At 72.9% G+C, this 25,866-nt stretch carries 24 protein-coding genes and 1 tRNA gene; 7 read left to right on the top strand and 18 right to left on the bottom strand.

Going from position 1 to position 25,866, the window contains the following annotated elements; translation table 11 throughout:
- The first annotated feature begins 47 nt into the window (after positions 1–47).
- Positions 48–704 (top strand): peptidase inhibitor family I36 protein, encoded by a 657-nt coding sequence (locus ACFCLZ_RS24770; protein ID WP_380279359.1) that lies wholly within the window; start codon positions 48–50, stop codon positions 702–704.
- A 76-nt stretch (positions 705–780) separates the two neighbouring features.
- Here ACFCLZ_RS24770 and ACFCLZ_RS24765 read toward each other — a convergent pair whose 3' ends face one another.
- Positions 781–2,289 (bottom strand): MFS transporter, encoded by a 1,509-nt coding sequence (locus ACFCLZ_RS24765; protein WP_380279358.1) that lies wholly within the window; start codon positions 2,287–2,289, stop codon positions 781–783.
- A 180-nt stretch (positions 2,290–2,469) separates the two neighbouring features.
- On the opposite strand from ACFCLZ_RS24765, the gene ACFCLZ_RS24760 reads away from it, so the two are divergent.
- The gene (locus tag ACFCLZ_RS24760; protein WP_380279356.1) at positions 2,470–3,204 is read left to right on the top strand and encodes a TetR/AcrR family transcriptional regulator; all 735 of its coding nucleotides are present in this window, start codon (positions 2,470–2,472) and stop codon (positions 3,202–3,204) included.
- 80 nt (positions 3,205–3,284) lie between these two features.
- Here ACFCLZ_RS24760 and ACFCLZ_RS24755 read toward each other — a convergent pair whose 3' ends face one another.
- The 11 genes from ACFCLZ_RS24755 to ACFCLZ_RS24705 form a co-directional block, all read right to left on the bottom strand.
- A complete protein-coding gene (locus ACFCLZ_RS24755; RefSeq protein WP_380279354.1) occupies positions 3,285–4,061 on the bottom strand; it encodes an ABC transporter permease in 777 nt (258 codons plus the stop codon).
- Positions 4,058–5,014: an ATP-binding cassette domain-containing protein gene (locus ACFCLZ_RS24750; RefSeq protein ID WP_380279353.1), complete on the bottom strand. Its 957-nt coding sequence runs from the start codon at positions 5,012–5,014 to the stop codon at positions 4,058–4,060. Before ACFCLZ_RS24750 ends, ACFCLZ_RS24755 begins: the two co-directional genes overlap by 4 nt.
- A gap of 39 nt (positions 5,015–5,053) precedes the next feature.
- Positions 5,054–5,890 carry a DUF4097 domain-containing protein gene (locus tag ACFCLZ_RS24745; RefSeq protein ID WP_380279351.1) on the bottom strand — a complete coding sequence of 279 codons (837 nt, stop codon included), beginning with the start codon at positions 5,888–5,890 and terminating at the stop codon, positions 5,054–5,056.
- Positions 5,891–5,978: 88 nt separating this feature from the next.
- Positions 5,979–6,545, bottom strand: coding sequence for a hypothetical protein (locus ACFCLZ_RS24740; protein WP_380279349.1), 567 nt, complete (start codon positions 6,543–6,545; stop codon positions 5,979–5,981).
- A 146-nt stretch (positions 6,546–6,691) separates the two neighbouring features.
- Positions 6,692–7,711, bottom strand: coding sequence for an adenosine deaminase (locus ACFCLZ_RS24735; protein ID WP_380286269.1), 1,020 nt, complete (start codon positions 7,709–7,711; stop codon positions 6,692–6,694).
- 137 nt (positions 7,712–7,848) lie between these two features.
- Entirely contained in the window at positions 7,849–9,108 is a 1,260-nt protein-coding gene (locus tag ACFCLZ_RS24730; protein ID WP_380286267.1) for a DUF445 domain-containing protein, read from the bottom strand.
- Between the two features lie 159 nt (positions 9,109–9,267).
- Positions 9,268–10,614 carry a nucleotide sugar dehydrogenase gene (locus tag ACFCLZ_RS24725; RefSeq protein ID WP_380279347.1) on the bottom strand — a complete coding sequence of 449 codons (1,347 nt, stop codon included), beginning with the start codon at positions 10,612–10,614 and terminating at the stop codon, positions 9,268–9,270.
- Complete coding sequence (locus ACFCLZ_RS24720) at positions 10,611–11,894, bottom strand: glycosyltransferase family 2 protein (protein WP_380279346.1); 1,284 nt, start codon at positions 11,892–11,894, stop codon at positions 10,611–10,613. The genes ACFCLZ_RS24725 and ACFCLZ_RS24720 overlap by 4 nt, the downstream gene beginning before the upstream one ends.
- Before the next feature lie 179 nt (positions 11,895–12,073).
- The gene (locus ACFCLZ_RS24715; protein ID WP_380279344.1) at positions 12,074–13,033 is read right to left on the bottom strand and encodes an ATP-binding cassette domain-containing protein; all 960 of its coding nucleotides are present in this window, start codon (positions 13,031–13,033) and stop codon (positions 12,074–12,076) included.
- 31 nt (positions 13,034–13,064) lie between these two features.
- Positions 13,065–13,829: an ABC transporter permease gene (locus tag ACFCLZ_RS24710; protein ID WP_380286266.1), complete on the bottom strand. Its 765-nt coding sequence runs from the start codon at positions 13,827–13,829 to the stop codon at positions 13,065–13,067.
- Positions 13,830–13,929: 100 nt separating this feature from the next.
- Positions 13,930–14,730, bottom strand: coding sequence for an ABC transporter permease (locus ACFCLZ_RS24705; RefSeq protein WP_380286265.1), 801 nt, complete (start codon positions 14,728–14,730; stop codon positions 13,930–13,932).
- 327 nt (positions 14,731–15,057) lie between these two features.
- Here ACFCLZ_RS24705 and ACFCLZ_RS24700 point away from each other — a divergent pair, with 327 nt between their 5' ends.
- The gene (locus ACFCLZ_RS24700) at positions 15,058–17,499 is read left to right on the top strand and encodes a transglycosylase domain-containing protein (RefSeq protein ID WP_380279342.1); all 2,442 of its coding nucleotides are present in this window, start codon (positions 15,058–15,060) and stop codon (positions 17,497–17,499) included.
- Positions 17,500–17,523: 24 nt separating this feature from the next.
- Here ACFCLZ_RS24700 and ACFCLZ_RS24695 read toward each other — a convergent pair whose 3' ends face one another.
- From ACFCLZ_RS24695 to ACFCLZ_RS24680, 4 genes are all read right to left on the bottom strand, one after another.
- Entirely contained in the window at positions 17,524–18,693 is a 1,170-nt protein-coding gene (locus ACFCLZ_RS24695; protein ID WP_380279340.1) for a winged helix DNA-binding domain-containing protein, read from the bottom strand.
- A gap of 49 nt (positions 18,694–18,742) precedes the next feature.
- Positions 18,743–19,615 (bottom strand): MBL fold metallo-hydrolase, encoded by an 873-nt coding sequence (locus tag ACFCLZ_RS24690; RefSeq protein WP_380279339.1) that lies wholly within the window; start codon positions 19,613–19,615, stop codon positions 18,743–18,745.
- A 133-nt stretch (positions 19,616–19,748) separates the two neighbouring features.
- A complete protein-coding gene (locus ACFCLZ_RS24685; protein WP_078881937.1) occupies positions 19,749–20,051 on the bottom strand; it encodes a co-chaperone GroES in 303 nt (100 codons plus the stop codon).
- A gap of 246 nt (positions 20,052–20,297) precedes the next feature.
- The gene (locus tag ACFCLZ_RS24680) at positions 20,298–20,648 is read right to left on the bottom strand and encodes a DUF3618 domain-containing protein (RefSeq protein WP_380279337.1); all 351 of its coding nucleotides are present in this window, start codon (positions 20,646–20,648) and stop codon (positions 20,298–20,300) included.
- A gap of 132 nt (positions 20,649–20,780) precedes the next feature.
- On the opposite strand from ACFCLZ_RS24680, the gene bcp reads away from it, so the two are divergent.
- The gene (gene bcp / locus ACFCLZ_RS24675) at positions 20,781–21,257 is read left to right on the top strand and encodes a thioredoxin-dependent thiol peroxidase (protein WP_380279335.1); all 477 of its coding nucleotides are present in this window, start codon (positions 20,781–20,783) and stop codon (positions 21,255–21,257) included.
- 177 nt (positions 21,258–21,434) lie between these two features.
- Positions 21,435–22,082, top strand: a complete 648-nt coding sequence (locus ACFCLZ_RS24670) for a hypothetical protein (protein ID WP_380279333.1) — start codon at positions 21,435–21,437, stop codon at positions 22,080–22,082.
- Positions 22,083–22,168: 86 nt separating this feature from the next.
- Here the strand turns inward: ACFCLZ_RS24670 and ACFCLZ_RS24665 are convergent, their stop codons facing one another.
- Positions 22,169–24,532 (bottom strand): chitinase C-terminal domain-containing protein, encoded by a 2,364-nt coding sequence (locus ACFCLZ_RS24665; protein WP_380286263.1) that lies wholly within the window; start codon positions 24,530–24,532, stop codon positions 22,169–22,171.
- Between the two features lie 215 nt (positions 24,533–24,747).
- Between ACFCLZ_RS24665 and ACFCLZ_RS24660 the strand changes: the two genes are divergently transcribed.
- Together ACFCLZ_RS24660 and ACFCLZ_RS24655 are read left to right on the top strand one after the other, a co-directional pair.
- Positions 24,748–25,080 (top strand): HNH endonuclease, encoded by a 333-nt coding sequence (locus ACFCLZ_RS24660; RefSeq protein ID WP_380286262.1) that lies wholly within the window; start codon positions 24,748–24,750, stop codon positions 25,078–25,080.
- A gap of 14 nt (positions 25,081–25,094) precedes the next feature.
- Positions 25,095–25,169: transfer RNA gene (locus ACFCLZ_RS24655), tRNA-Leu, on the top strand.
- Between the two features lie 68 nt (positions 25,170–25,237).
- On the opposite strand, the gene rdgB is transcribed toward ACFCLZ_RS24655, so the two are convergent.
- Entirely contained in the window at positions 25,238–25,843 is a 606-nt protein-coding gene (gene rdgB / locus ACFCLZ_RS24650) for an RdgB/HAM1 family non-canonical purine NTP pyrophosphatase (protein ID WP_380279331.1), read from the bottom strand.
- Positions 25,844–25,866: the final 23 nt, after the last annotated feature.

The raw sequence follows: 25,866 nt of genomic DNA, 5'->3' as shown, positions 1-25,866 counted from the left end.
TCGTGGCAGCACAGTCCTGCCACGACTCATCAGGGGAGAAGTTGACCGTGCGTTCCTTCCGCATGCTCGCCGTCGTCACCGCAGCCGCCGGCGCGCTCGCGCTGGCGGCCCCGGCGGCCACGGCGACACCCGCGCCGGCGGCCCCGTCCGCCGACGCCCAGCAGTCCGCCGGTTCGACGAAGGCAACACCGTCCAAGCCGGTGATCGCCACCTACAAGGGCCGGCAGATCGACCTGGCCAAGGGCTGGGACGGCGCCCGCGTCTGCACCGAGGTGACGGGCGGCGCCGTCTACTGCCACGACAGCGTCGCCGAGGCCGACAAGGCCCTCGCCACCATCGACCCGGCGCTCGCCCAGGCCACGAAGGCCGCACCGGCCGCAGCCGCCGGCATCGTGCTGTCGCCGCAGGCGACCTCCGACTGCGGCTCCGGCTGGGCCTGCCTCTGGGAGCACTCCAACTTCTCCGGCTCCCTGCTGCGCTGGTCGCAGCCGGGCACCAAGTACCTCTCCGACTGGTCGTTCCGCGACATGGCCAGCTCCGCCTGCGTGTTCCGCTCCAGCGGCGACATGACGGTCTACGACGACCGCACCCTGCAGCCGGACCCCTCGGTCTACCTGTGGAACGGCAACTGCTACGACTTCACGAGCCTGAGCTACCCGTACGGCGGCAACTGGAACGACAAGGCGGACTACATCGTCCTGTAGCCCCCGGCTGCGCCGACGCGGCGAAGGCCGGCCCCCTCCCCGGGGTGCCGGCCCTCGCCGCGTTCGCCCGCCGGCGTCACACCGCCAGTTCGGCGAGGTCCTCCTGCGGGGCCTCCGCGGCGCCCACCTTCTTGTTCCGCAGCACCACCGCCGCCAGCAGGGCCGCCGCCAGGACGCCCGCCGCGCTCACCGTGAGGGTGGTGGACATCGCCGAGGTGAACGCCTCCCGGGCCGCGTGGGCCAGGCCCGCGTCACCCTGGGCCCCGGCCTCGGTCAGCGCGCCGAGGATCGACTGCCTGGCCTGCTCGGAGGAGCCCGCCGGCATCTTGTCGGCGTAGCCACTGGCCAGCAGCGAGCCGAGGATCGCGATGCCGAGCGCGGTGCCCGCCTGCTGGATGGTGTCGTTCAGGGCCGAGCCGACGCCCGCCTTCTCCGGCGGGATCTCCCCCATCAGCGCGCCGACGGCGGCCGGCATCGCGAGGCCGGCGCCCAGGCCGAGCAGGGCCAGCGCCACCGCCGGGACGGTGAAGCCGGTGTCCGCGTCGACCGTGCTGAGCAGGACGAACGAGCCGGCCATCATCGCCATGCCGACCAGGACCAGCGGCCGGAAGCCGATCTTGGCCGTCAGGCCCGCGCCGGCGCCGTTGCCGATCAGCGCGGCGACCGCCATCGGCACGAAGGCCAGGCCCGCCTTGACCGGCGAGTAGTCCAGCACGAACTGCAGGTACTGGGTGAGCACGAGCAGCAGGCCGCCGTTGCCGATCTGGACCAGGGTCAGCGAGAGCGAACCGCCGCTGAAGTTGCGCTTCTTGAACAGCGCCAGCGGCACCATCGGCTCCGCCGCCACGTTCTGCCAGACCACGAAGCCGCCGAGGGCCACGACCGCCACCGTCAGGGAGATCAGCGAGTTGCCGCCGAACGCGCCGTGCTTCGGGATCTCGATGATCCACCAGATCAGCGCCGTCATGCCGACCGCCGAGAGGACCGCGCCCAGCGGGTCCGGCTTCTGCCAAGGCCCCCTGGACTCGGGCATCAGGACCAGCGCGGCGGTGATCGCCAGCACCACCACCGGCACGTTGATGAAGAAGATCGAGTGCCAGGAGAAGTGGTCGATCAGCACACCGCCGAGCACCGGGCTGCCGACCAGGCCGAGCATCGAGACCGAGCCCCAGGCCGCCATGGCCTTGCCCCGCTCGTCCTCCTCGAAGACGGTGATGAGGATCGACAGGGTCGAGGGCATGATCAGCGCTCCGCCGACGCCCATCGCCACCCGGCTCGCGATGACCTCACCGGGGTTGGTGCAGACCGTCGCCGCCAGTGAGGCCACCCCGAAGAGCAGCAGGCCGATGATCATGATCTTCCGTCGGCCGAACCGGTCGCCGAGGCTTCCGGAGGTCAGCAGCAGGCCGGCGAAGACCAGGATGTAGGAGTCGAGGATCCACTGCGTGTCCTGTGCGGTGGCCTTCAGGTCCTCGGTCATCGACGGCACCGCCACGGTCAGCGCCATGCCGTCGACCACCAGGACGAGCGTGCTGAGGCACAGCACGACCAGGATCCACCAGCGCCGCGGATTACGGCCTTCCATGATTTCTTCCCCTCCGAAGTACGACGGTGCGTACGATGTTCCGCTGATGCGCACACTGTACGCAGTGAGGAACAGTGTGCGCAATCCTGTTTCCTGTACGCTTCCTGCGAACGATGTACGCATGGATGTTCTGAGACTGCTTCTGTTCTGAGACTGCTTCCAGCAAGGGAGGACCGGCCGATGGCCGCCGAGACGAACCCGATCCCGTCCGTGTGGGCCCGCCGGCAGCGCGAGCCCGAACCACCCGCGCTCAGCCGGGGCGTGATCGTCCGCGAGGCGATCGCCATGCTCGACGCCGACGGGGTCGAGGCGCTCTCGATGCGCAAGCTCGGTGCCCGCCTCAACGCCGGCGCGACCTCCCTCTACCGGCACGTCGCCACCAAGGACGAACTGATCGAACTCGCGCTGGACGAGGTCTTCGGCGAGATCCCCGTCCCCGACCCCCGCGCCTCCGACTGGCGGGCCGATGTCATCGCGACCTGCGAGGCCTTCCGGGCCACCACGCTGCGCCACCGCTGGCTGGGGTCCGTCATCGGCCAGGCCGGGCTCGTCTACCTGGGCCCCAACCTGGTCACCCTCTCCGAGCGGATGGCCGCGCTGTTCTCGGCCGCCGGCTTCCCGGAGCCGTCACGGGCCATCGACACCGTGCTCTCCTACGTCCTCGGGATGAGCACCACCGAGGCCGCCTTCCTGACCACGGTCATCCGGAGCGGCCAGACCGAGGTCGAGTTCATCGCCCGCCTCATGCCCTCCGCCCAGGAGGCGGTGGCCGGGCACGAGTTCCTGGCCGAGGCCTTCGCCGAGGCCGCGGCCGGCGCCGTCACGGACCCGGCCGGCCTGCGGAACGCCAAGTTCGCCTACGGCCTGAACGTCATCCTCGACGGCCTGGCCCTCCGGCTCCCCCGCCAGGGGTAGCCCGGCGCGCCGTCCGGTTGTTCAGGCCCGCGGCCGCCGCCCGTCCCTGCGGCGGCCGCGGACCCCGCGCCCACCTGCCGTCAGCGCTTGGCCGGACGGCGGAAGGTGGCGCGGGCCCAGAGGTAGCCGCCGACGGTGAGGGCGGTGCACCAGCCCAGGGAGACGAGCGCGCTCGACCCGATGGCCGTGCCCATCAGCAGCCCCCGCAGGGTTTCTATGAGCGGCGTGAACGGCTGGTACTCCGCGAACCAGCGCAGAGCGGTGGGCATCGACTCCGGCGGCACGATCGCACTGCCGACGAAGGGCAGGAACTGCAGCGGCAGCGGCAGGTTGCTCGCACTCTCCGGCGTCCTGGCGACCAGGCCGATGCCGGCCGACACCCAGGTCAGCGCGAGCGTCAGGAAGAGCAGCAGCCCGGCCGCCGCCAACCACTCCAGCGGACCGGCGTCGGGGCGGAAGCCCATCGCGAAGGCGGCCGCGACGACGATCAGCAGGCCCAGCATGGTCTGGAGGACACTGCCGAGCACGTGCCCCGCCAGGAAGGCCGAGCGCGCGATCGCCATGGTCCGGAACCGGTTGACGATGCCCTCGGTCATGTCGACGCAGACCCCGACCGCCGTCACCAGCGACCCGGCGGTCGCCGCCATCAGCACGATGCCGGGCGTCACGTAGTCGATGTAGTCGCCGCCCCCGATGCCCGCGCCCAGGGCGTCGCCGTAGGCGTAGTTGAAGAGCAGCAGGATCATCACCGGCATCAGCACGACCGAGAAGGTCATGGCCGGATAGCGCTGGGCGTGCTTGAGGTTGCGCCGCAGCATCGTCAGCGAGTCGGTGACGGCATAGGACACGGTGCTCATCGGGCGGCCCCCTCCGCGGTCAGGGTCAGGAAGACGTCGTCGAGGTCGGGTGTGTGGACGGTGAGCGACTCGGCCCGGACGGCCGCGTTGTCGAGGGCGTCGAGGACGGCCTTCACCGTGACGATCGAGTTGTCGCCGGGGATCGACAGGGTGAGCGCCTCGGCGTCCGCGCCGGCGTAGTCGAACAGGGCGGTGGCCGCGGCGAGGTCGGCGGGGCGGGCGAAGCGGAGCCGGAGGTGACCGCCGGGGATGCGCCGCTTGAGCTCCTCGGCCGTGCCCTCGGCGACGATCCGGCCGCCGTCCAGCAGGGCGATCCGGTCGGCCAGGTGGTCGGCCTCCTCCAGGTACTGGGTGGTCAGGAAGACGGTGACGCCCTGCTCCTGGACCAGGCCCTCGATCAGCTCCCACATGGTGCGCCGGCTGCGCGGGTCCAGCCCGGTGGTCGGCTCGTCGAGGAAGATCACCCGGGGGTCGCCGACCAGGGTCATCGCGAGGTCCAGCTTGCGCCGCATCCCGCCGGAGAAGGTGCTCGCGGACTTGGCGGCGAACCCGGTCAGGTCGAAGCGCCGCAGCAGCTCCGCCGCCCGCCGCCGCCCCTCCCGGCGGGCGAGGTGGTGCAGGTCCGCCATCAGCAGGAGGTTCTCCTCGGCCGTGAGCAGGTCGTCCACCGCCGAGAACTGCCCGGTGACGCCGATCGCGGCGCGCACCCGGTCGGCCTCGCGGACCACGTCGTGGCCGGCCACCCGGACGGCCCCCGCGTCGGCCGGGACGAGCGTGGAAAGGATCTCCACGGCGGTGGTCTTGCCCGCGCCGTTCGGCCCGAGCAGCGCGAACACGGTGCCCTCGGGGACCCTCAGGTCGATGCCGTCGAGCACGGTCCGCCCGTCGTAGGCCTTGGTCAGCCCGACGGCGGAGATCGCCGTGCCCGGCCCGAGCGTGCTGGTGATGGTCATGTCGGTCACTCCCCCTGTTCTGTGATCGGCCGGCGGCGGTCAGGCGCGCCGGATGACGACGTCGCCGAGCTGGGTACGGGCCCGCACCTCGAGGGTCTCCAGGGCCTCGCCCGGCGTGTCCGAGGACTCCAGCTCGTTGCGGACGCCGCCGACCTTGGTGTGCACGTCGAGCCAGGCCGCGGTGCCCTCCCGGATGCCGATCTCCAAGTCCCCGATGGAGGTCTGCAGCACGGTGCGGCCGCGGACCACCTCGCCGATCCGGATGGTGCCGTGGGCGGACTTGGCGTCCACCCCGGCCAGCGCGGTGCCGACGGTGATGGCGCCGTTGGAGGAGTTGGCCCGCAGCTCGCCGCCGACCTGCCCGACGACCGTCTCGCCGTTGAGGTTCTTGACCGTCAGGGAACCCGCGACGCTGGTGAGCTCGATCCGCCCGGAGGACAGCACCTCGGCGTCCCCGTCGGCCCGCCGCAGCCGGACCTCCCCGTGGTCGCTGCGCAGGTGGACGGCGGCCGCCTCGTCGACCTGGATCCGGCCGACCGAGGTCTTCAGCCGGCAGTCGCCGAAGACGCCCTCCAACAGGAAGTCGCCCATCGGGACGTCGCCGCGGATCTCGGAGCCGGCCGGCACCTCGATCTCGACGTCGATCGATCCCGCCCGGCCGAAGATCGACCGCTTCTTCGGGGCCTTGAGGACCAGCGCGCCGTCGACGCAGGTGACCTTGGTCTGCTCGGCGATCCGGACGTCCACCTCGGAGGCCGGGTCGGCCGGGCGGACCTCCACAACCGTGTCGGTGCGCTTGGCCGCGGTGATCCGCGCCGAGCCGATGTCGAACTCCAGGGTGACGCTGATCGGGTTGGGGGTGTCGAAAGAAGGCATGACTGTCCCGTCCTCGTGGCTCTGCCCTGCGTCTTCGCAGGTGGAAAGGGTGGAGTAGTGGGTGGGCGGGTGGAAACGCGTGGGCGGATCAGCGGACCCAGCCGGTGAAGCCCTGGCCGACGGCACGCCTGGTCCGCGGCTCGGGCCGCACGGGGGCGCCCGGGTCCAGCGCGGCGGCGACGGCCCGGACCAGCCAGGCGTTGACGGAGAGCCCCTCCTGCCCGGCGGCCTCCTCGACCCGGGCCTTGAGGTGGGCGGGGAGCCGGAAGTTGATCCGGGCGGTGTTGCCGTCGTCGGCCGCCTCGCCCGGACCGCCGGCCGGGACGGAGGGCGCCATGGATGGCGCCAGCGGTGGCACCGGTGGCACCAGCCCGGCGCCGGCCGGCTCGCTGTCGTGGAACGCATCGCCGCCCGGCGGCGCCGCGACCACGAACTCCGGGTCCAACCCGCGCAGCCGGACGTCCACCGAACCCGGCGCCAGCTCCCGCGTCACCTCCCCCATGGCGTCGGAGAGCGCGTTCAGCAGCATGAGTCTGACGGCCGATTCCAGCGGCAGGGTCAGGCGCTCGGCCAGGGCGCGCGCTTCGTCCCCGCCCGCGCCCGCGGCCACCGCGAGCTCGTGCCGGAGGTTGTCGACGTACGGCGTGAGATCCATGGCTAGAGAATGGCACACCAGTGGCGCCATGTCGAGCCTTTTTGGCGCCACCTCATGGCGCCACTCGAACGAGTGAGCGGCGCCATCGAGACCAAGGGCCCCGCCGGCTGTTGCCGACGGGGCCCCGGAGAGCGGTAATCCGCAGGTCAGGCCTGGCGCCACCGCGCCAGGTGGGCGTCGATCCCGCCCGCCAGCCGGGCCTTGCCCGGCGCGTCGAGGAAGGACGCCTCCACCGCGTTCTTCGCCAGCGCGGCCACCCCGGCCTCGTCCAGGCCGAGCAGCCGGGCCGCCACCGCGTACTCGGTGTTGAGGTCGGTGCCGAACATCGGCGGGTCGTCGCTGTTGACGGTCACCAGCAGCCCGGCGTCGACCATCCGCTTGATCGGGTGGTCCTCGATCCGCTCCACCGCGCGGGTGGCGATGTTGGAGGTCGGGCAGACCTCCAGCGGGATCCGGTGCTCGCCCAGGTGGTCGAGCAGCGCCGGGTCGTCGACCGCCCGGGTGCCGTGGCCGATGCGCTCGGCGCCGAGCACCCGCAGCGCGTCCCAGACCGTCTGCGGCCCGGTGGTCTCGCCCGCGTGCGGGACGCTGCGCAGGCCCGCCGCCCGCGCCCGGTCGAAGTAGGGCTTGAACTGCGGGCGCGGCACGCCGATCTCCGGTCCGCCGAGGCCGAAGCTGACCAGGCCCTCGGGCGCGAGGTCGACGGCGAGCCGGGCGGTCTCCTCGGCGGCCGCCAGACCGGCCTCGCCGGGGATGTCGAAGCACCAGCGGAGCACCACCCCGAGGTCCTTCTCGGCGCGCACCCGGGCGTCCTCGATGGCCTCCATGAAGGCCACGTCGGGGATGCCCCGGCTGACCGAGGAGTACGGGGTGACGGTCAGCTCGGCGTAGCGGATGTTCTGCCGGGCCATGTCCTCGGCGACGCCGTAGGTCAGGGCGCGGACGTCCTCGGCGTCGCGGATCAGGTCCACGACGCTCAGGTAGACCTCGATGAAGTGCGCGAAGTCGGTGAACGTGAAGTACTCGGCGAGGGCCAGCGGGTCGGCGGGCACCTTGGCCCGGCCCCGGTGGCGGGCGGCCAGCTCGGCCACCACGCGCGGCGAGGCCGACCCGACGTGGTGGACGTGCAGTTCCGCCTTGGGCATCGCGGCGATGAACGCCTCGATGGAGCGGTCCGCGGGGGCCGCGGGGGTGCTGGCGCTGGGGGTTCCGTTCCGACTTCCGTCCGGCTGGACCACGGTGGTGCCCTTCTCTGGGTTCTACGCGCGTTTGAGCGGTGCTGGCAAGGATAAGCAGACCGGGCTCAGCCGCCGAGGGCGACCGCCGCGGTATGGATCAGCAGCCCGGCCAGCGCGCCGACCACCGTGCCGTTGATCCGGATGAACTGGAGGTCCCGGCCGACGTTGGCCTCGATCTTGCGCGAGGCGTCCTCGGCGTCCCAGCCCGCCACCGTCTCGGAGATCAGCGAGGTGATCTCGGCCCGGTAGGTGTCGACCAGGTACTGGGCGGCGTCCTGGAGCCAGCCGTCCACCTTGGCCTGGAGCTTGGCGTCGGTGGCCAGGCGCGTACCGAAGCTGCGCACGCCCTCGCGGATGCGCCGGCGCAGCTCGCTCTCCTCGTCCTCGGCGGCGTTCAGCACCAGCGAGCGGACGGCGGCCCAGGTGGAGGCGATGAGGTCCTGCACCTCGGGCCGGGCGAGCAGCTCGCCCTTGGCCCGCTCGACCCGCGCGATGGTCTCCGGATCGGTCTGCAGCTCGGTGGCGAAGTCGGCGAGGAACTTGTCGATCGCGCCGCGCGCCGGGTGCTGCCGGTCGTCCCGTATGTCGGTGACGAACCGCATCAGCTCCTTGTAGACCCGCTCGCCGACCTGGTGGTCGATGAACTTCGGGGTCCAGCCGGGGGTTTTCTGGGTGACCCGCTGGACCACCTCGGCGTGGTTCTCGGTGAGCCAGTCGTGCGCCCGGACGGTGATCAGGTCGACCACCCCGTGGTGGCCGCCGTCCGCGACCACCTTGCCGAGCATCCGGCCGGCCGGCTCGGCGACCGAGGTGGCGGCGGCCCGGCGGGTGACCGCCTCGGCGACCACCGCCTGCACGTCGTCGTCGCGCAGCACGGCGAGCACCCCGCGCAGCGCCGCCGAGGCCTCCTTGGTGACCCGCTCGGCGCTGCCGGGCGCGGCCAGCCACTCGCCGAGCCGCCGGGCGATGCCGAGCGCGGCGAGCCGGCCGCGCACCACCTGGCCGGAGAGGAAGTTCTCGCCGACGAAGTCGCCGAGCGAGCGGCCGAAGGCGTCCTTCTTGGTGGGGATGATCGCGGTGTGCGGGATGGGCAGGCCGAAGGGGCGGCGGAACAGCGCGGTCACCGCGAACCAGTCGGCCAGCGCGCCGACCATGCCCGCCTCGGCGGCGGCGGCCAGATAGCCCGCCCAGGCGCCGGCGCCGGCCGCCTTCGCCCAGGTCGCCAGGGCGAAGACCAGGGTCGCGAAGGCCAGCAGGCCGGTCGCGATGGTCTTCATCCGGCGGACGCCGCGTCTCTTCTCCTCGTCGGCCGCGGTGAACCGCATCCCGGGGCCGGTCCCGCTGAAGGCTTCGTCGCTCACCCCGCCAGTCTGCCCGCTGCCCGGCGCGAACGGACGGCGCGCCCGGTTGTCGCGCGCCGGGCGGCCGCCACGCCTGCCCGCGCGAAGCCTCCCGGCACCGGAGGAACCCACGCGGACGCGATGTCACGCGCCCCCGAGCACGATCCGGCGCACCCCGTCCACGCCCGCCCACCGGGCCGGGTCGGTGCACCGCCGCCCGTCCAGCAGCACCCGGACGCCCGGCAGGTCGGCGGGTGCCAGCTCCCGGTACTCCGGGTGGTCCGCCTGGAGCACCGCCGCCGCCACCGGCTCGCCGGCGTACCCGGGCAGGCCCAGGGCCGTCAGTTCCCCGGCCAGGTAGAGCGGGTCGGCCACGTACGGCCGCGCCCCGGCCGTCCGCAGCGCCTCGACCAGCGGGAACACCCCCGAGTAGGCGGTCTCCTTGACCCCGCCCCGGTACGCGGCCCCGAGCACCAGCACGCCCTGCCCGGCGAGCCCGCCGTCCAGCGCGCCGTCCAGCACCCCGACCGCGTACGCCGGCATCTCCAGGTTGGCCGCCCGCGCCGCGCGGACCACCGTCGCCGAGGGGTCGTTCCACAGGTAGAGCCGCGGGTAGACCGGGATGCAGTGGCCGCCGACCGCGATGCCCGGCCGGTGCAGATGGCTGAACGGCTGCGAGTTGCAGGCGTCCGCGACGGCCGCGAAGTCCACCCCGATCCGGTCCGCGTACCGGGCGAACTGGTTGGCCAGCGCGATGTTGACGTCCCGGTAGGTGGTCTCGGCGAGCTTGGCGAACTCGGCGGCCTCGGCGGACTCCAGCTCCCAGACGCCGTTGGGCCGGCCCAGCGCGTCCAGCTCCGGGCGCGGGTCGAAGTCCAGCACGGCCCGGTAGAACTCGGCGCCGCGCCGGGTGGCCGCCGGGTCGGTCCCGCCGACCAGCTTGGGGTAGCGGCGCAGGTCGGCGAAGACCCGGCCGGTGCGGACCCGCTCGGGGCTGAAGACCAGCGCGAAGTCCCGCCCGGGGACGAGCCCGGAGCCGGCCGCCAGCCGCGGCGCCCAGCGGCCCCGGGTGACCCCGACCGGCAGGGTGGTCTCGTAGCTGACCAGCGCGCCCCGGCGCAGCCCGGCCGCGACGGCGTCGGTGGCGGCGTCGAGCAGGGTGAAGTCGGGCGCGCCGGCGGCGGTGGTGACCAGCGGGACGACCAGCACGACGGCCTCGGCCCCGGCGACGGCCGCCGCGGTGTCGGTGGTGGCGCGCAGCCGCCCGTCGGCGACCACCCGCTTGAGCGCCTCGTCCAGACCCGCCTCCCGGGGGAACGGCGGCCGGCCCCGGTTGACGGTCTCGACGACCGGCGGGGCGACGTCGGCGCCGGTCACCCGGTGGCCCTTGGCGGCGAACTGGACGGCGAGCGGCAGGCCGAGCTTGCCGAGGCCCACCACGCAGATGTCGAGCGGGCGGTCCGCGGGCGGCCGGACGGCGAGCGGGTTCACCGGCGGCCCCCGTTCGCGGCGGGACCGGAGCCGGAGCCGGAGCCGGCCACCGCGTTCGCCAGCCGGCGCCAGGCCGGGTAGCGGCGCAGCCGGCGGCGCACCCGGACGGGCACCGCCCCGCGCCACAGCTGCTGCACCAGCGTCGGCGGCGGCGCGCCCGGTTCCCCCGAGGACGCCACCGCCTCCTCCCCCAGCAGGAACAGCTCGTCCGCCAGCCCCACCGCGCCGTCCCGGAACGCCGGGTAGCCCGCGTACCGCCGCCGCACCCCGTCCGCCCCGTCCTCGGTCACCACCGGCGGCGCGCCGTGCTCCGCCTCGTGGGCGATCAGCTCGCACAGCGCGCCGTACTTCCCGGTGGCCGCCAGCTCCAGCCGGACCCGGTCCGCCGCGGCGAGCCGGTGGTACACCTCGTGGGCCGCGAACCGCCGGACGAGTTCGCCGACCCCGGCGCAGACCTCCTCGCGCAGCCCCGCGTCGAGCGCCAGGAGGTCGGCCTGGAGCAGTTGCGGCACCTCCCAGCCGAAGTGCCGCGCCTTGATCGCGTCCAGCTGCCCGGGCGCGGCCAGTTCGGCGGCCACCCACTGCACCGCGGCGACGCCCCGGATCCGGTCCAGCGCCCCGGCCCGCTGGGTGACGTTGCCGCGGTCCTCGCGCAGCACCAGGAAGTAGTGGTCGTAGTCGGCGAGCACGGAGATCCGGCGGGCCCGCAGGCAGGCCGCGAGGGTGAAGGGCTGGTCGGAGTAGACCTTCAGCTCCTCCTTGCGGGCCAGGTTGTGCCGCCGGACGAGGTCCAGCCGGAACAGCTTGGTGTCGGCGAGCGCCCAGGCCAGCGCGGAGTCCTCGAAGCCGACCGAGGCGGCGGTGGCGTCGAAGATGCCCTGCGGGACCAGCCGCCCGTTCACCCCGACCTGCTTGGGGATCAGCACGTCCGAGTCCCAGGCGTCGGCGGAGGCCACCATCCGCTCCAGCGCCTCGTCGCCGAGCCAGTCGTCGGCGCCGAGGAAGAACACGAACCGGCCGCGGGCCAGTGCCAGGCCGCGGTTGGTCGGGGCGGCCGGACCGCCGGAGTTGGCCTGGTGGACCACCTGGAACAGCCCGGGGTGGCGGGCCGCGTAGGTGTCCAGCAGCGCGCCGCCGCCGTCCATGGAGCCGTCGTCGACCGCGACCACCTCCATGCGCGCGTGCCCGATGCTCTGCCGGACGAGCGAGTCCAGGCAGGCGGTCAGGTACGGCATGGTGTTGTAGACCGCGATCACCACGGTCACGTCGGGTACGGTCATCGGGCGCTGCCCTCCGGTGCGCGGGTCCGCCAGGACGGTGCCCGGCGCACACCGCCCGCGGAACGGGGCGGGCGGCGTGCGCCGGGCGATGCAACGGTCAACTAGGCGGCGCGGCGCGGGGTCACGTCCGCCACCCGCACGAGCGAGCGGCTCCGGACACCCGCGCGCCGGTCGAACGCTCAGCCGATGGCGACCTCCGCGTACATCCTGGCGATCACGTCCTCGATGGCGGGTTCGCGCACCGAGAGGTCGACCAGCGGGTAGCGGGCCGCCACGGAGGCCACCACGGGCGCGGCGCTCTGCTGGGCGGGGAAGGCCAGCCACTGGCGCGGGCCCTCGACCCGGACCACCCGGGCACCGGGCACCTCGATCGGCGGGCAGGCCTCGGCCAGGTCGACCACCAGGGTCCGCTCGCTGTCACCGGCCGCGTGCAGGCCTTCGAGGCCGCCGTCGTAGACCACCCGGCCGTGGTCGATCACCATGACCCGGCCGCAGAGCTGCTCGATGTCGGTGAGGTCGTGCGTGGTGAGCAGCACGGTGGTGCCGCGGTCGCGGTTGACCTCGCGCAGGAAGTCGCGCACCTTGGCCTTGCTGACCACGTCCAGGCCGATGGTCGGCTCGTCCAGGTACAGCACGGCCGGGTCGTGCAGCAGGGCGGCGGCGAGGTCGCCGCGCATCCGCTGGCCGAGCGAGAGCTGGCGCACGGGCGTGTCGAGCAGTGCGCCGAGGTCGAGCAGCTCGACGCAGCGTTCCAGGTTGGCGCGATATCGCTGGTCGGGGATCCGGTAGAGCCGGCGGGCGAGTTCGTAGGAGTCGCGCAGCGGGAGGTCCCACCACAGGGTGGTGCGCTGTCCGAAGACGACGCCGATCCGGCGGGCCAGCGCGACCCGTTCACGGGCCGGGTCGACGCCGGCGACGCGCAGCCGTCCGGAGGTGGGGACGAGGATGCCGGTGAGCATCTTGATGGTGGTGGACTTGCCGGCGCCGTTGGGGCCGATGTAGCCGACGCACTCACCGGCCCCAACGGTGAAGGTCAGTCCGTCGACGGCGCGCACCTCGCGCTTCTCCCGCTTCAGCCGGCCGGCCTTGGCGCGGACGGTGAAGGTGCGGCGGACGTCGTCGAGTTCGATCAGTGCCATGGGTCTTCCTTTGAACGGACGAGATGAGGAATCAGCTGCCGGCGCCGCGGTAGGCGCGCAGGCCGGCCCGCCAGGCCAGTCCGGCGGCGGCCAGGCTCAGGGCGGCGGCCAGCGGCGAGGCGAACTGGAAGGCGGCGGGCAGGCCCAGCGGGTCGGGCTTGTCGAGGATGCGCAGGGCGGGCAGCCAGTTGACGAAGGCCAGCGGCACGCCGAAGACGGTGCCGGCGACCAGCTCCTTGGCGAACACGGTCGGCGGGTAGTGCAGCAGGGTGGCGCCGCCGTAGGTGAAGGAGTTCTGCAGCTCCTTGGCCTCGCCCCACCAGAACTGGAGGCTGGCGAAGCCGATGAAGATCGCGCAGAAGATGAGGGTGCCGCAGACCACCAGGACGGGCACCAGCAGCACCCGGTCCCAGGTCCAGCGGGCGTCCAGCGCGACCAGCGCCCAGACCAGCACGGCCGCCGCCTGGAGCGGCCGGCCGAGCCGGCGCAGCGAGAACCGCTCGGCGCACAGCTGGGCGAGCGCGGGCGCGGGCCGGACCAGCATGACGTCGAGGGTGCCGGTGCGGATCCGCTCGCCGAGGGCGTCGATCGAGCCGACGAAGAGGTTGGCCAGGCCGAGGGCGAGGGCCGAGGTGCCGTAGAGGAAGCCGAGTTCGGGCAGGGCCCAGCCGCCGAGGGTGTCGGTGTGCTGGAACATCAGGATGACCACGACGAAGTCCAGGAAGGTGACGACGAGGTTGGCGCCGAGCATCATCACGAACGACGCCCGGTAGGACATGATCGCCCTGGTCCACATGCCGGCGGCGAGCCACCAGGAGCGCACCGCCCAGGCCGCCCGGGCGGTCGGCGGCTCACGGTCGGGGCCGGTCAGCGGCTCACGGGCCATGACGGCGTGGTCAGCCACCCTGGACCACCACCTTGCGGGTCGCCAGCAGCTGGAGCAGCCGGCCGGCCGCGAGCAGCACCGCGGCCCAGGCGAGCTGGAAGCCGAGCGCGCCGAGCAGGCCGGTGCCGGTGGCGCGCTCCAGGAAGACGTCGGTGGGCACCTTCACCAGGGCCGCCCAGGGCAGCAGCGGGGCGAGGGTGCCGAGCCAGCCGGGGAAGAGCGCGATCGGCAGCAGCATCCCGGAGAAGAACAACGACACCACCAGCATCACCGACTGCACCCCCTCCGAGTCGTGCAGCCAGAAGCCGGTGAGCGAGACGAGGAACCGCAGACCGAAGCTGACCACCACCGCGAGCAGCACCGTCAGCAGGAAGAACACCCAGGTCAGCGGATGTTCGGGCATCCGGGTGTGGAAGACCAGGGCACCGGCGAGCGTCGGCGGCACGCCCCGGGCGAGCAGGTGGAAGGCGGCCCGGCCGAGATCGGTGGCCAGCCACCAGCCCTGGAAGTCCACCGGGCGGTAGAGGTCGATGGCGATGTCGCCGCTGCGGAACCGCTCCTGGACGTCGTCCTGGAAGCCGCCGCCCATCACGGCCACCGTCATCAGCAGGGCCTGGCTGACCCAGATGTAGGTGACGGCGGCGCTCTCGTCGTAGCCGCCCAGGCCGGGACGGGCCTGCCAGAGGGCGACGAAGGTGTAGGCGAGGATGAAGCCGAAGACGGTGTTGGTGAAGGCGCCGGCCAGGGTGGCGGCCCGGTAGGTGGAGAAGCGGCGGAAGGCGCCGCGGACGACGGCGGCGTACAGGCCCAGGGCGGCGCGCGCGCCGCCGGGATCGGGAGGACGGAGCCCGGCCTGCAATGGCTCAAGCTTCTGCATATTGTCTCCTTATCGACAAATGGCGGCACAGGGAGACCCCTGTCCGCGACCGCGCACGCCGGACCGGCCCCGACCGCTCCCGCCCCGGGGGTCCCGGGCCGGGCGGGCGGAGCTCAACCGGGCCGGAACCCGAAGTGGCTGCGCTATCTGGTTTGCACCTTTCACCGTACTGCGGCGAAACCCCGCCCGCACCCGGTTTTCCACCACCCGATCGGAGCCACCACGACCCTGATCGACAGTCAAATAGCACATAATCTCCGCATGACCCTGCGCACCAGCCGCCAGGCCAGACGGGCCGCCCGCCGCGAGGCACGCCGCGCCCTGCCGCTCCTGCGACGGCTGCTGCCCACCTGGCGGATCACCCTCGGCGCCGCCCTCACCGCACTGCTGCTCGCCGTCGGCGCCTTCGCCGTGCTCTACGTCGTCGTGCCGCTGCCCGACCCCAACGCCCAGGCGGTCGCCCAGAACAACATCTACCTCTACGCCGACGGCGTCACCGAGATCGCCCGCACCGGCGCCGTCAACCGCACCGACGTCACCATCGACAAGGTTCCGGTCAGCACCCGGCAGGCCGTCGTCTCCGCCGAGGACCGCACCTTCTACCAGAACCGCGGCATCGACCTGAAGGGCATGGCCCGGGCCGGCTGGAACACCCTGACCGGCCAGGGCATGCAGGGCGGCTCCACCATCACCCAGCAGTACGTCAAGAACTACTACCTCACCCAGAGCCGGACCATCGAGCGCAAGGGCCGCGAACTCCTCATCGCCCTCAAGGTCGACCAGCAGCGCGACAAGGACGAGATCCTCGCCGGCTACCTCAACACCAGCTACTTCGGCCGCGGCGCCTACGGCATCCAGAGCGCCGCCCGCGCCTACTACGACGTCGACGTCGCCGAACTGACCCTCCCGCAGAGCGCCTACCTCGCCGCCCTGCTCCAGGCCCCCAGCGCCTACGACGTGAAGACCGCCACCCCCGCCAACCGCGAACGGGCCCTCGCCCGCTGGCACTACACCCTCGACGGCATGGTCCAGCTCGGCTTCCTCAGCGCCACCGAACGCGCCACCCTCGCCTTCCCCGACCCGATCGACCCGCAGCCCACCACCGGCCTGGCCGGACAGGCCGGCTACCTGGTCGGCGTCGCCGACGACTACCTGGTCGGCAGCGGCATCCTCGACAGCGCCACCCTCAAGGCCGGCGGCTGGCGCATCACCACCACCTTCGACCAGCAGAAGCAGGAGGCCTTCAGCCGCGCCGTCCACGACGAGCTCACCGAGGAACTCGACCCCGCCGCCCGGCCCGACACCGACACCGACGTCCGGGTCGCCGGCGCCTCCGTCGAACCCGCCACCGGCCGCGTCGTCGCCGTCCACGGCGGCCCCGACTACGCCACCCAGCCCTACAACGACGCGCTGCGCCAGGACAACCAGATCGGCTCCACCTTCAAACCCATCGACCTCGCCGCCGGCCTCACCTCCCACCACAGCAGCGGCGACGGCCGCCCGATCAGCACCGAGACCCGCTACGACGGCACCAGCGAACGCCCCGTCACCGACGGCCCCACCCCGTACGCACCGCCCAACGAGGACGACCTCGACTACGGCTCCGTCACCCTGCGCCAGGCCATGGTCAAGTCCGTCAACTCGGTGTACGCGCAACTCGGCGTCGACGCCGGGCTCGACCACGTCCGGGAGACCGCCATCCGGCTCGGCATCCCCGCCGACGTCTCCGGCATGGACCCGGCCAACACCTCGATGACCCTCGGCACCGCCACCCCCAGCGCCCTCGACCTCGCCGCCGTCTACGCCGCCCTCGCCAACCACGGCGAGGCCCACCGGCCCTGGTCGGTGGCCGAACTCGAACGCATCACCCCCGGCACCGGCCCCGTCGACGCACCGGACCTGCCCGGCCACGAGACCGCCACCGCCCTCGACCGGGGCACCGCCGACGCCGTCACCGACGTCCTGCGCGAGGTCATCAGCACCCGCGGCACCGGCGCCGCCGCCCTCGGCCTCGGCCGGCCCGCCGCCGGCAAGACCGGCACCACCGACGCCAACCTCTCCGCCTGGTTCGCCGGCTACACCCCCGAGCTCGCGACCACCGTCGGCCTCTTCCGGGAGAACCCGAAGACCCACGCCAAGGAACCACTGGCCGGCACCGCCGGCTACGCCCGGATCAACGGCGGCGCCTTCCCCACCCGGATCTGGACCGCCTACATGGGCGACGCCCTGGCGGGCACCGCCGTCCAGCCCTTCGACCTCGAACCCGCCGAAGGCAACGGCCGACCCGCCGACAACGGCCCGACCGGCACCCCGGCCACCACCGCTCCGGCCTCCGCGACCACCACCCCCACCGCCCCCTCACCCGCCCCGGACGGCACCGGCGGCCACGGCGGCACCGTCCAGGCCCCGGCGGCACCGGCCGCCCCCGCCGCCCCGGCCACCCCCCGGCAGCCGACCGTCCCGGCACCGGAGCCCGACCGCCCCACCACCGCCCCCGAACCGACCACCCCCGCGGCGCCCACCCCGCAGGAACCCGCACCTCCGCAGCCCACCCCCAGCACCCGGCCCACCACCGGCAAACCCACCGCCGGACCGGCGACCACCGCCCCGGGCAGGACCCCGGACCCGACCCGCACCCCGGTCCTGCCGCCCGCCACCCGCCCCCCGGCCACCGCCCAGCCCGACACCCCGCCCCCGGCCTGAGGCGTGTCCGAGCCGGTACGCCCCTCAGGCCACCAGCCCGCGCTCCAGCGGCGTACGGAACCGCGGCGTCACCCGGACCGCCCCCAGCCAGAGCGCCAACCGCCGCGCCTCCGCCGCGACCGCCGCCTCCGCCTCGGCCCCGGCGTCCTCGAACAGCCGCCACACCACCTCGCCGTCCGCCCGCTGCGCCCAGCCGCCGACCACCCGGCCGCACCACCACACCGTCGGCCCCGCGTTCCCCGCCCGGTCGAACAGCGCCGGCACGTCCTCGGGCCGCAGGTACCAGTCCCGGCCCCGCCAGCCCATCACCGCCGGATCCAGCGACGGCAGCAGCGCCGCCCACGGCTCCGGCTCCGCCACCGGCCCCTCGTCCCCCGGCAGCACCAGACCCGCCGCACCGCCGTCCAGCGCCACCTCCACCGCGCCAACGTCGGCCAGCGCCCGGCGGACGTCCCCCAGCGTCCAGCCGGTCCACCACTTCACGTCCTCGACGGTGCCCGGCCCGTACCGCGCCAGCCAGCGCCGCACCACCTCCGCCTTGGCCTCCCGCACCGGCACGTCCGGCCACGGCGCCACCGGCGCCCACGGATAGCTGCTGCTCAGCCAGGACCCGCGCGGCCGGCAGCGCCGCACGTGCCCGTCCGAGGCCAGCAGCCGCAGCAGCCGGCTCCCCACGCTCTGCTTCGCCTCGTACGGCTTGCCCGCCGACATCAGCATCGTCTCGCGCAGCGCCGGCACGTCCGCGCCCAACTCGGCCGTGGTCGCCTCGCCGCGCACCGCCAGCACCGCCCGCTCGGTCTCTGCCAGCCGCGCCTCGCTCCACCCCTCGGCGAACTCCGCGAGGTGCTTCAGCAGCGTCGCCCGCTCCTTGGCCGCGATCTGCCGCGCCGCCGCCGCGCTCACGTACGGCGCGAACTCCTCGGTCACCGCGAAGATCGTCCGCCGCATCGACAGCAGCTTCACCAGCGAGACCTCGTCGTACAGCGCCCGCTCCACCTCGGCCGCCGACGGGTCGCCCAGCCGCGCGCACGCCGACAGGTACACCGTCGCGGGGTCGGAGGCGTGCAGCCCGACGACCGCGTCGGCCACCTCCTCCACCCGCGCCGCCCGCCCGTCGGCCGCCAGCAGCAACCGCCGCCCCAGTCGCGCCCGCCGCTGCCCGTCGTCGATCGAAACCGCCCCGTTGATCCCCATGGGCGGATCCTAGGGCGTGTCCGACCGTGCCCGCCGGGAGCCCGGTCCGTCAGACGTCGGGCGACAGGATGAAGAGCGGGAACACCCGCCGCCGGGGCACGTCCCCCATCTCCGCCATCGCCGCGCGGATCTCCCGCAGGTGGTCGACGGTCAGCTGCAGCGGGACCTCGTGCGGCTGGTAGGTGTAGCGGATCGGGTAGTCGACCCCCGGCTTCACGCTCATCTCGATGTGGCACCCGAGCACATGGGTGACCGCCCGGCCCTCGCAGAAGTCCACCAGCCGCCCGATCGAACGCGCGAACGCCGCCCAGTCCTGGATGTACAGCCGCCCCGGGTAGACCGTGTCCCCGGTGAGCAGGAAGCCGGTCCACGGGTCGTGGAAGGTGACCGCCGCCGCGTGGTGCCCCGGCGTGGCCAGGCACTCCAGCACCCGGCCCCCGAGATCGACCCGCGCCACCGCGTCCGGATCCTCGTCGAACCCGAAGAACGCCCAGGCCGCGTCCCGGTCCGCCGGCACCAGCCGGGTGTCCGGCCGGGCGGCGAACTGCCCGTCCCCCGCGACATGGTCGCCGTGCCCGTGGGTGTGCAGCACCAGCAGCTCGTACCCGTCCCTCGGGTTCCGCTCCAGCCAGCCCCCGACGAGCCCGTCCACCGTCTCCCGCAGCGGGAAGTACTGCGCCGACGCGGTGGCCCCGGTGTCGATCAGCACCGCCCGCTCGTTGCCGAACAGCAGGAACAGGAACGGCGCCTCGTAGTTCACCGCCATGTTCTGCCGCAGCACGAAGGTGTGCTCGTCGTACTCATGGACCTGGATGTCCGGATCGGTGTTGTGCTTCGCCGACTCCGACCCGTGGATCCACCGCACGTCCAGCCCCCGGACCTCCGAGGCCGTCCCACCGAAGTCGATCAGAGAAGTACCCATGCCGTCCCCCCGTCGTGCTCTGTCCGTCCCGTCCCCGTCCGCGACGCTACCACCGTGCCACGACAGGCCCCCGGAAGCGCCGGCGGGCCGCCGCGCCCACGGCACGGCGGCCCGCCGGAGGATCCCGTTTCGCCTACAGGTAGAGGCCCGTCGAGCCCTCGGTGTCGCCGAAGCGCATCGCGGCCACGGCGTGCAGGTCGCGCTCGCGCAGGAGGACGTAGGTGGCGCCGCGGACCTCGACCTCCAGCTTGTCCTCGGGGTCGTAGAGGACCCGGTCACCGGGCTCCACGGAGCGCACGCTCTGGCCGACGGCGACCGCCTCGGCCCAGGCGCAGCGCTTGGAGATCTCCGCGGTGGCCGGAATCAGGATGCCGCCGGTCGAGCGGCGCTCGCCCTCGCCGGCCTCGGTCTTGACCAGCACGCGGTCGTGCAGCATCTTGATCGGCAGCTTCTCGCCCAGCCGGTCGTGACGCGGCAAGTCGGCCTCGGCGGAGAGGGACTGCTGGGTCGGTTCGTCGTTCGTACTCACGACCCGAAGGTACCGCTCCCCGGCGCGGCGTGTGACGCCAGCCCGGTCATGCGGGCGGCCGGACCCGGGCCGGGGGCCGGCAGCCGGCGGTCACGGGCCGGGACGCGCACGGGCCGGGCAGCGGATGCCCGGCCCAAAAGGTGCGGTCGCGGCTCAGCCCTTGCGGCGCTTGCGCGCCGAGGCGACCAGCAGCACCAGGCCGACGCCGACCAGCGCGGCCGGGACGATCCGCTCCTTGCGCGGCTGCCCCTTCTCGTCCACGAACTGCGCGCGGGCCTGCTCGACCAGGCCGCTCGCGGCCACGTACGCCCGGCCGGCCTTCTCCTCGACGGCGGCCACGGCCTTCGCCTTGACCTGGGCCGAGATGGTGGTCGGGTGCACGCGCACGGCGAGCTCGTCCAGCGTCGCCGCCAGCTGGGTGCGGGTCCGGGAGATGTCCGCCTCGATCTGGGCGGTCGTCCGCGCCGACTTGTCCGTACTGCTCGCCTCGCCCACTCGGGCCACCCCATTCACTGACGTTCGTCCTGTGCGACTGACCCAGTGTGTCAGCTGGCACGCGGGGCCGCGCGGCCCCACCCACCATCGGAGGTAAGTTTGCCGTGGTACGACCGCCCGTCCAGCACCAGGAGAAATCCCGTGAGTGAGCGTCTCCAGCCCGGCGACACCGCGCCCGCCTTCACCCTGCCCGACGCCGACGGCAACGAGGTGTCCCTCGCCGGCCACCTCGGCCGCAAGGTGATCGTCTACTTCTACCCGGCCGCGCTCACCCCCGGCTGCACCAAGCAGGCCTGCGACTTCACCGACAACCTGGAGGTCTTCTCCGGGGCCGGGTACGACGTCATCGGCATCTCGCCGGACAAGCCGGAGAAGCTCGGCAAGTTCCGCGAGGCCGAGGACCTCAAGGTCACCCTGCTGTCCGACCCGGAGAAGAAGGTGCTGGAGGCCTACGGCGCGTTCGGCGAGAAGAAGCTGTACGGCAAGACCGTCACCGGCGTGATCCGGTCCACCGTGATCGTGGACGAGCAGGGCAAGGTCGAGCACGCGCTGTACAACGTCAAGGCGACCGGCCACGTGGCCAAGCTGCTGCGCGACCTCAAGGTCGAGACAGCCTGACGCACCGCCCGGACACGGCGGCGCATGACGCTTCGTCACCGCCGTGTCCCGGTGCTGTCCGCGCTCTGCCCGGGACCTGTCGGCGGGCGGCCGTACCCCCTAGCGTTCTGCTCACCGGGGGCCAGCCGCCGGTTCCGTCCCCGCCCCAGGAGTAGAACCGTGCAGAGTGCCAGATCCGTGTCCTCCGCCCGTGTCGCCGTCGCCGGCGCGATCGTCGCGGCGCTCGCGCTGACCGCCTGCGGGCCGGAGAACGACGACACCGCCGCACCGCCGCCGGCCACCGCGACGACGACCGCCACTGCCACCGCCACCACTGCTGCCACCGCGACCGCTCAGCCGACCGCCGCCACCCCGGCCGGCAAACGGCAGGTGGTCGAGGTCAGGACGGCCGGCGGGCTGGCGAAGACCCTCGGCCAGGACGCCGTCTCCGACGTCGCCGTAGACCCGGGCGAGATGCGCGACACCATGCACATGGTGCTCGCCAACTTCGACCGCCCCGGCCAGACCTCCGGCCGCCGGATCCTGCTGATCGCCGTCGACAACATCCCCGAGGACCCGGCCAAGCGCCGCGAGCACCTCTGGCGCGGCATGATCGACTACGCCCTGCGGAACGGCTCCACCGGCGAGCCGACCACCGCCACCCCGTTCGCGGCCGGCCCGCTCGGGGGCTCGCTGGAGTGCCTGATGCTGCCGCAGGCGCCCACCACCGACGTCGTCTGCGGCTGGTCCGACAGCTCCACGGCCGGCGTCGCGCTGTTCCCGAGGACCACCCCGGCGGAGGCCGCCGCCCTGTTCGCCAGGATGCGCGGCGACATCGAGAAGTAGGCCCGGGAGACAGCGCAGCGGTGGCGGCGCACCCCCCGACCGGGTGCACCGCCACCGCCGTCTCTCACCTCAGGCGATCGCTGTCATCAGCAGGCGCCGAGGTCGCTCCAGACACCCCAGGCGCCGCTGGCGCTCGGGTCGTCGCCCTTGGTCCACCACTTGTTCTGGTAGTAGTGGCCCTTCCAGGAGACCTTGGTCGGGGTGGCGTAGCTGGTGCCCGCGTCCCAGCTCGGCGCACCCGCGCAACCGGCCGGCGTGGTCGGCGGCGTGGTGGGAGGCGTCGTGGGAGGCGTCGTGGGCGGGGTGGTCGGCGGGGTGGTCGGCGGCGTCGTGGGAGGCGTGGTCGGCGGGGTGGTGGGAGGCGTGGTGCCGCCGTCCACCGCGCCGCGGGTCAGGTCGCCCTTGAGGCCGTACAGCGTGCCGCCCACGTTGACCGTCCAGTTGGACGGGGTGGACACCGGCAGGTAGTAGACGAAGTCCATGTCGATCGACGCGCCCGGCGCGAGCGACTGCCAGCCCGGCAGCTTCACCGAGACCCGGTTGTAGGTGCCCTTGAGGCCGCCCACGTTGCCGCTGCCGGCGTGGTCCTGCCGGATGACGCTCAGGCCGAAGCCGGACTGGTCCTTGGCGTTGCCCGGGGCCGAGTTGCTGTAGTCGAACTGGAACTCGGTGCCGCCCGGCAGGGTCTGCGTCGAGTTGTTGACGATGTGGATCTTCGGGTTGATCGGGTAGTTCGAGTCGCCCAGCGCGAAGTTGGTGAACGACACGTCGATCGGCAGGGTCTGCTGCGGCAGCGCGATCGTCGAGCGGGTCGCGCCGTACGGCGAGGCCGCCTTGAACTTGTCGTACATCAGCGAGGTCAGCGTGGAGCCGGGCACGTACTGGCCCTTGCCGCCGTTGGCGGTGGCGTCCCACTTGTAGTCGCCCGCGAGCTCCCAGATCATCGTGCCGCCGGCACCCTGGTTGACGACGTAGTCGGCCTTGGCGGCGATCGACTGCTCGTCCTCGGTGGACAGGTAGACCTTCTTGGTGTCGTTCCACAGCCACGGCGCCACCAGGGTGGAGCTGTAGTTGCGGACGTAGCTGCCCTGCAGGGCGGTGTCGGTCACGCCGTACTTGGAGAGGTAGTCGGGCACGATGCCCTTCTCCAGGTTCTTGGCGTGCCACATCGGGTTCGACCCGGCCGGGGACTCCTTGCCCGCGTCGTCCTTGTCGTTCCAGATGTTGTCGATGCCGACCGCGCCGTCACCGCACGTGGTCAGACCGGCGCCGACCGGGCAGGTGGTCGCGGCGGCGGTGCCCCAGAGGCCGTTGGTGCCGCCCTGGACGTTCTTGAAGCCGCGGCTGTAGTACGGCAGGCCGACGTTGATCCGGCCGCCGGGCATCGCGCCGCGGAAGTAGTGGTAGGACCAGTCGGCGTTCAGGTAGCCGATACCGCCGTACTGGCCGGTGCCGTAGACGTTGGCCGCCGCCAGCTCGCCGTCCTTGCCGTCGTCGAACAGCGCGGCGTTCGGGCCGACGTACTTGTTCCAGGAGCCGTGCAGGTCGTACGACATGATGTCGACGTAGTCCAGGTACTGCGCGATCTGGAAGGTCTCCATGCCGCGCAGCAGGTAGCCGGACGACGGGGCCGCGACCGAGAGCAGGTAGTGCTTGCCGTCGGCGGCGCCGGCCCGGTCCAGCTTCTCGCGCAGCGTCTTCATCAGGGCGGCGTAGCCCTTGGCCAGCGAGCCGCGCTTGCTGTTGGCGAGCTGCCAGTCCAGCGGGTTGCCCGCGTCCTTCATCGAGGTCGGGTACTCGTAGTCGACGTCGACGCCGTTGAAGCCGTACTTCTTGATGAAGTCGACGGCCGAGTTGGCGAAGGTGTCGATGCCGGCCTGGTTGACGCTGCCGTCCGGGTTGACGGTCATCGAGTAGAAGCCGCCGGAGTTGACGCGCGTGCCGTCGTCCCCGAAGAACCCGCCGGTCTCGGTCCAACCGCCCACCGAGATCATCGTCTTGACGTTCGGGTACTGCTTCTTGTACTTCGTCAGCAGGTTGAAGTGGCCCTTGTAGGGCAGCGACGGGTCGAGCTCGGCACCGGGCACGCCGGGGAACGACATCCCGGTGGCCGCGTTCTTCTCGGTGTCGCTGCCGACCGACAGCTTGTTGTCCGAGCCGACGTGGGCGAAGGCGTAGTTGAGGTGGGTGACCTTGTCCCACGGGATGTCGCTGACCAGGTACGGCTTGGTGCCGTCCTGGCCGGTGCGCCAGCTCGTGAAGTAGCCGATGATGCGGCGCTGGTGGTCCGCGCCCATCTTCTCGCGGCCGTTGGTGTCGTAGACGCTGCAGTAGGGCACGTCCACGCCGGGCGTGGCGTACAGGCCGTCGGGGCGACAGGCGGCGTTGTCGACGGTGGCGGACGCCTGGGAGGGCGCCGCGCCCAGCGTGGCCACCAGCAGGCCGGCCATCACGGCACCCGCCAGCGAGGCCAGGCCGGCGCGGGCCGCCGGGCTCGTGGAACGACGGGCAGCGGTGGGACGCCGCTCCGCCGAGGATCGGATCAACACTCGGTCCTCCGGGCAGAGTGTCGGCGCGTGCCTGTGGGGGAGCACGCACGTGGGGGAAAGCAGATTGGCGCCGAAGCTATGTGGTCTGAACCACATAGGTCAATAGGTCTGTACCAATTGGTAATCAATTCCCCAACATCCCCGGTCGAACGGCTGATTGTCGACGGTCACCCGACACCCCATCAGCCCCAGCCGTCCCCGCCCCCTCCGCATACCGACCACCGCGCCGCACCCCCGGCCCGCACCACCGCCGACGACCCCCGCAACCGAACACCCCGCCGTTCCGGCGCCGACGTCCGCCGACGCCGGAGGTCGATCACATCAACGGCGACCGGCTCGACAACCGCCGAGAGAACCTCCGGCCGCTCTGTCCGAACCGCCATGCCGCCACCCCGGCGTACTACGGACGGAACCGCAAACCTGTCATCAGCGCCTCCGGCAGCCGGTAGGCTTGTGCCGACGTGCGCCCGTACCCCAGCTGGCTAGAGGGCTGCGACTTAGGATCGCAGTGTCGTGGGTTCGAGTCCCACCGGGCGTACTGGGCGAAATGGCCCCCTTTCCTTCGATTCGAAGGAAAGGGGGCCATTGTCATGGCGTGCGGCACCCTCAGCCGATCAGGTCCTTCACGACCGGGGCGAGGGCGCGGAAGGCCTGGCCGCGGTGGCTGATGGCGTTCTTCTCGGCGGAGGTGAGTTCGGCGCAGGTGCGGGTCTCGCCGAGGGGCTGGAGGATCGGGTCGTAGCCGAAGCCGCCGTCCCCGGCCGGGGCGGTGCGCAGGGTGCCGGGCAGGCGGCCCTCGACGACGCGCTCGGTGCCGTCGGGGAGGGCGAGGGCGGCGGCGCAGAAGAAGTGGGCGCCGCGGTGCTCGGCGGCGATGTCGGAGAGTTGGGCGAGCAGGAGGTCGAGGTTGGCGCGGTCGTCGCCGTGCTTGCCGGCCCAGCGGGCGGAGAAGATGCCGGGGGCGCCGTTCAGGACGTCCACGCACAGGCCGGAGTCGTCGGCGACGGCCGGCAGCCCGGTGGCGCGGGCCAGGGCGTGCGCCTTGAGCAGGGCGTTCTCGGCGAAGGTGACGCCGGTCTCGGGGACGTCGGGGATCTCCGGGTAGGCGTCGGCCCCGACCAGCTCGACGTCCAGGCCGGCGTCGCCGAGGATGTCGCGCAGCTCGGCGACCTTGTGCTGGTTACGGGTGGCGAGGATGAGTCGAGTGGTCATGGAACCACCCTAAACCGAGCAAA

The organism is Kitasatospora purpeofusca, from assembly GCF_042691725.1.
In the GTDB taxonomy this organism is placed as follows: Bacteria; Actinomycetota; Actinomycetes; order Streptomycetales; family Streptomycetaceae; genus Kitasatospora; species Kitasatospora purpeofusca_B.
Note: the sequence above shows the minus strand (reverse complement) of the source record. Positions and strands in the feature narration are given on the sequence as shown.

Bases quoted from the DNA above. Each gene is read 5' to 3' on its own strand.
- rdgB (WP_380279331.1), bottom strand. From the start codon at position 25,843: ATGACCACTCGACTCATCCTCGCCACCCGTAACCAGCACAAGGTCGCC.
- ACFCLZ_RS24755 (WP_380279354.1), bottom strand. From the start codon at position 4,061: ATGAGCACCGTGTCCTATGCCGTCACCGACTCGCTGACGATGCTGCGG.
- ACFCLZ_RS24690 (WP_380279339.1), bottom strand. From the start codon at position 19,615: ATGGGTACTTCTCTGATCGACTTCGGTGGGACGGCCTCGGAGGTCCGG.
- ACFCLZ_RS24710 (WP_380286266.1), bottom strand. From the start codon at position 13,829: ATGTGGACCAGGGCGATCATGTCCTACCGGGCGTCGTTCGTGATGATG.
- ACFCLZ_RS24760 (WP_380279356.1), top strand. From the start codon at position 2,470: ATGGCCGCCGAGACGAACCCGATCCCGTCCGTGTGGGCCCGCCGGCAG.
- ACFCLZ_RS24750 (WP_380279353.1), bottom strand. From the start codon at position 5,014: ATGACCATCACCAGCACGCTCGGGCCGGGCACGGCGATCTCCGCCGTC.
- ACFCLZ_RS24765 (WP_380279358.1), bottom strand. From the start codon at position 2,289: ATGGAAGGCCGTAATCCGCGGCGCTGGTGGATCCTGGTCGTGCTGTGC.
- ACFCLZ_RS24700 (WP_380279342.1), top strand. From the start codon at position 15,058: ATGACCCTGCGCACCAGCCGCCAGGCCAGACGGGCCGCCCGCCGCGAG.
- ACFCLZ_RS24745 (WP_380279351.1), bottom strand. From the start codon at position 5,890: ATGCCTTCTTTCGACACCCCCAACCCGATCAGCGTCACCCTGGAGTTC.
- ACFCLZ_RS24685 (WP_078881937.1), bottom strand. From the start codon at position 20,051: ATGCTGCACGACCGCGTGCTGGTCAAGACCGAGGCCGGCGAGGGCGAG.
- ACFCLZ_RS24740 (WP_380279349.1), bottom strand. From the start codon at position 6,545: ATGGATCTCACGCCGTACGTCGACAACCTCCGGCACGAGCTCGCGGTG.
- ACFCLZ_RS24665 (WP_380286263.1), bottom strand. From the start codon at position 24,532: ATGGCCGGCCTGCTGGTGGCCACGCTGGGCGCGGCGCCCTCCCAGGCG.
- ACFCLZ_RS24695 (WP_380279340.1), bottom strand. From the start codon at position 18,693: ATGGGGATCAACGGGGCGGTTTCGATCGACGACGGGCAGCGGCGGGCG.
- ACFCLZ_RS24730 (WP_380286267.1), bottom strand. From the start codon at position 9,108: ATGCGGTTCACCGCGGCCGACGAGGAGAAGAGACGCGGCGTCCGCCGG.
- ACFCLZ_RS24715 (WP_380279344.1), bottom strand. From the start codon at position 13,033: ATGGCACTGATCGAACTCGACGACGTCCGCCGCACCTTCACCGTCCGC.
- ACFCLZ_RS24720 (WP_380279346.1), bottom strand. From the start codon at position 11,894: ATGACCGTACCCGACGTGACCGTGGTGATCGCGGTCTACAACACCATG.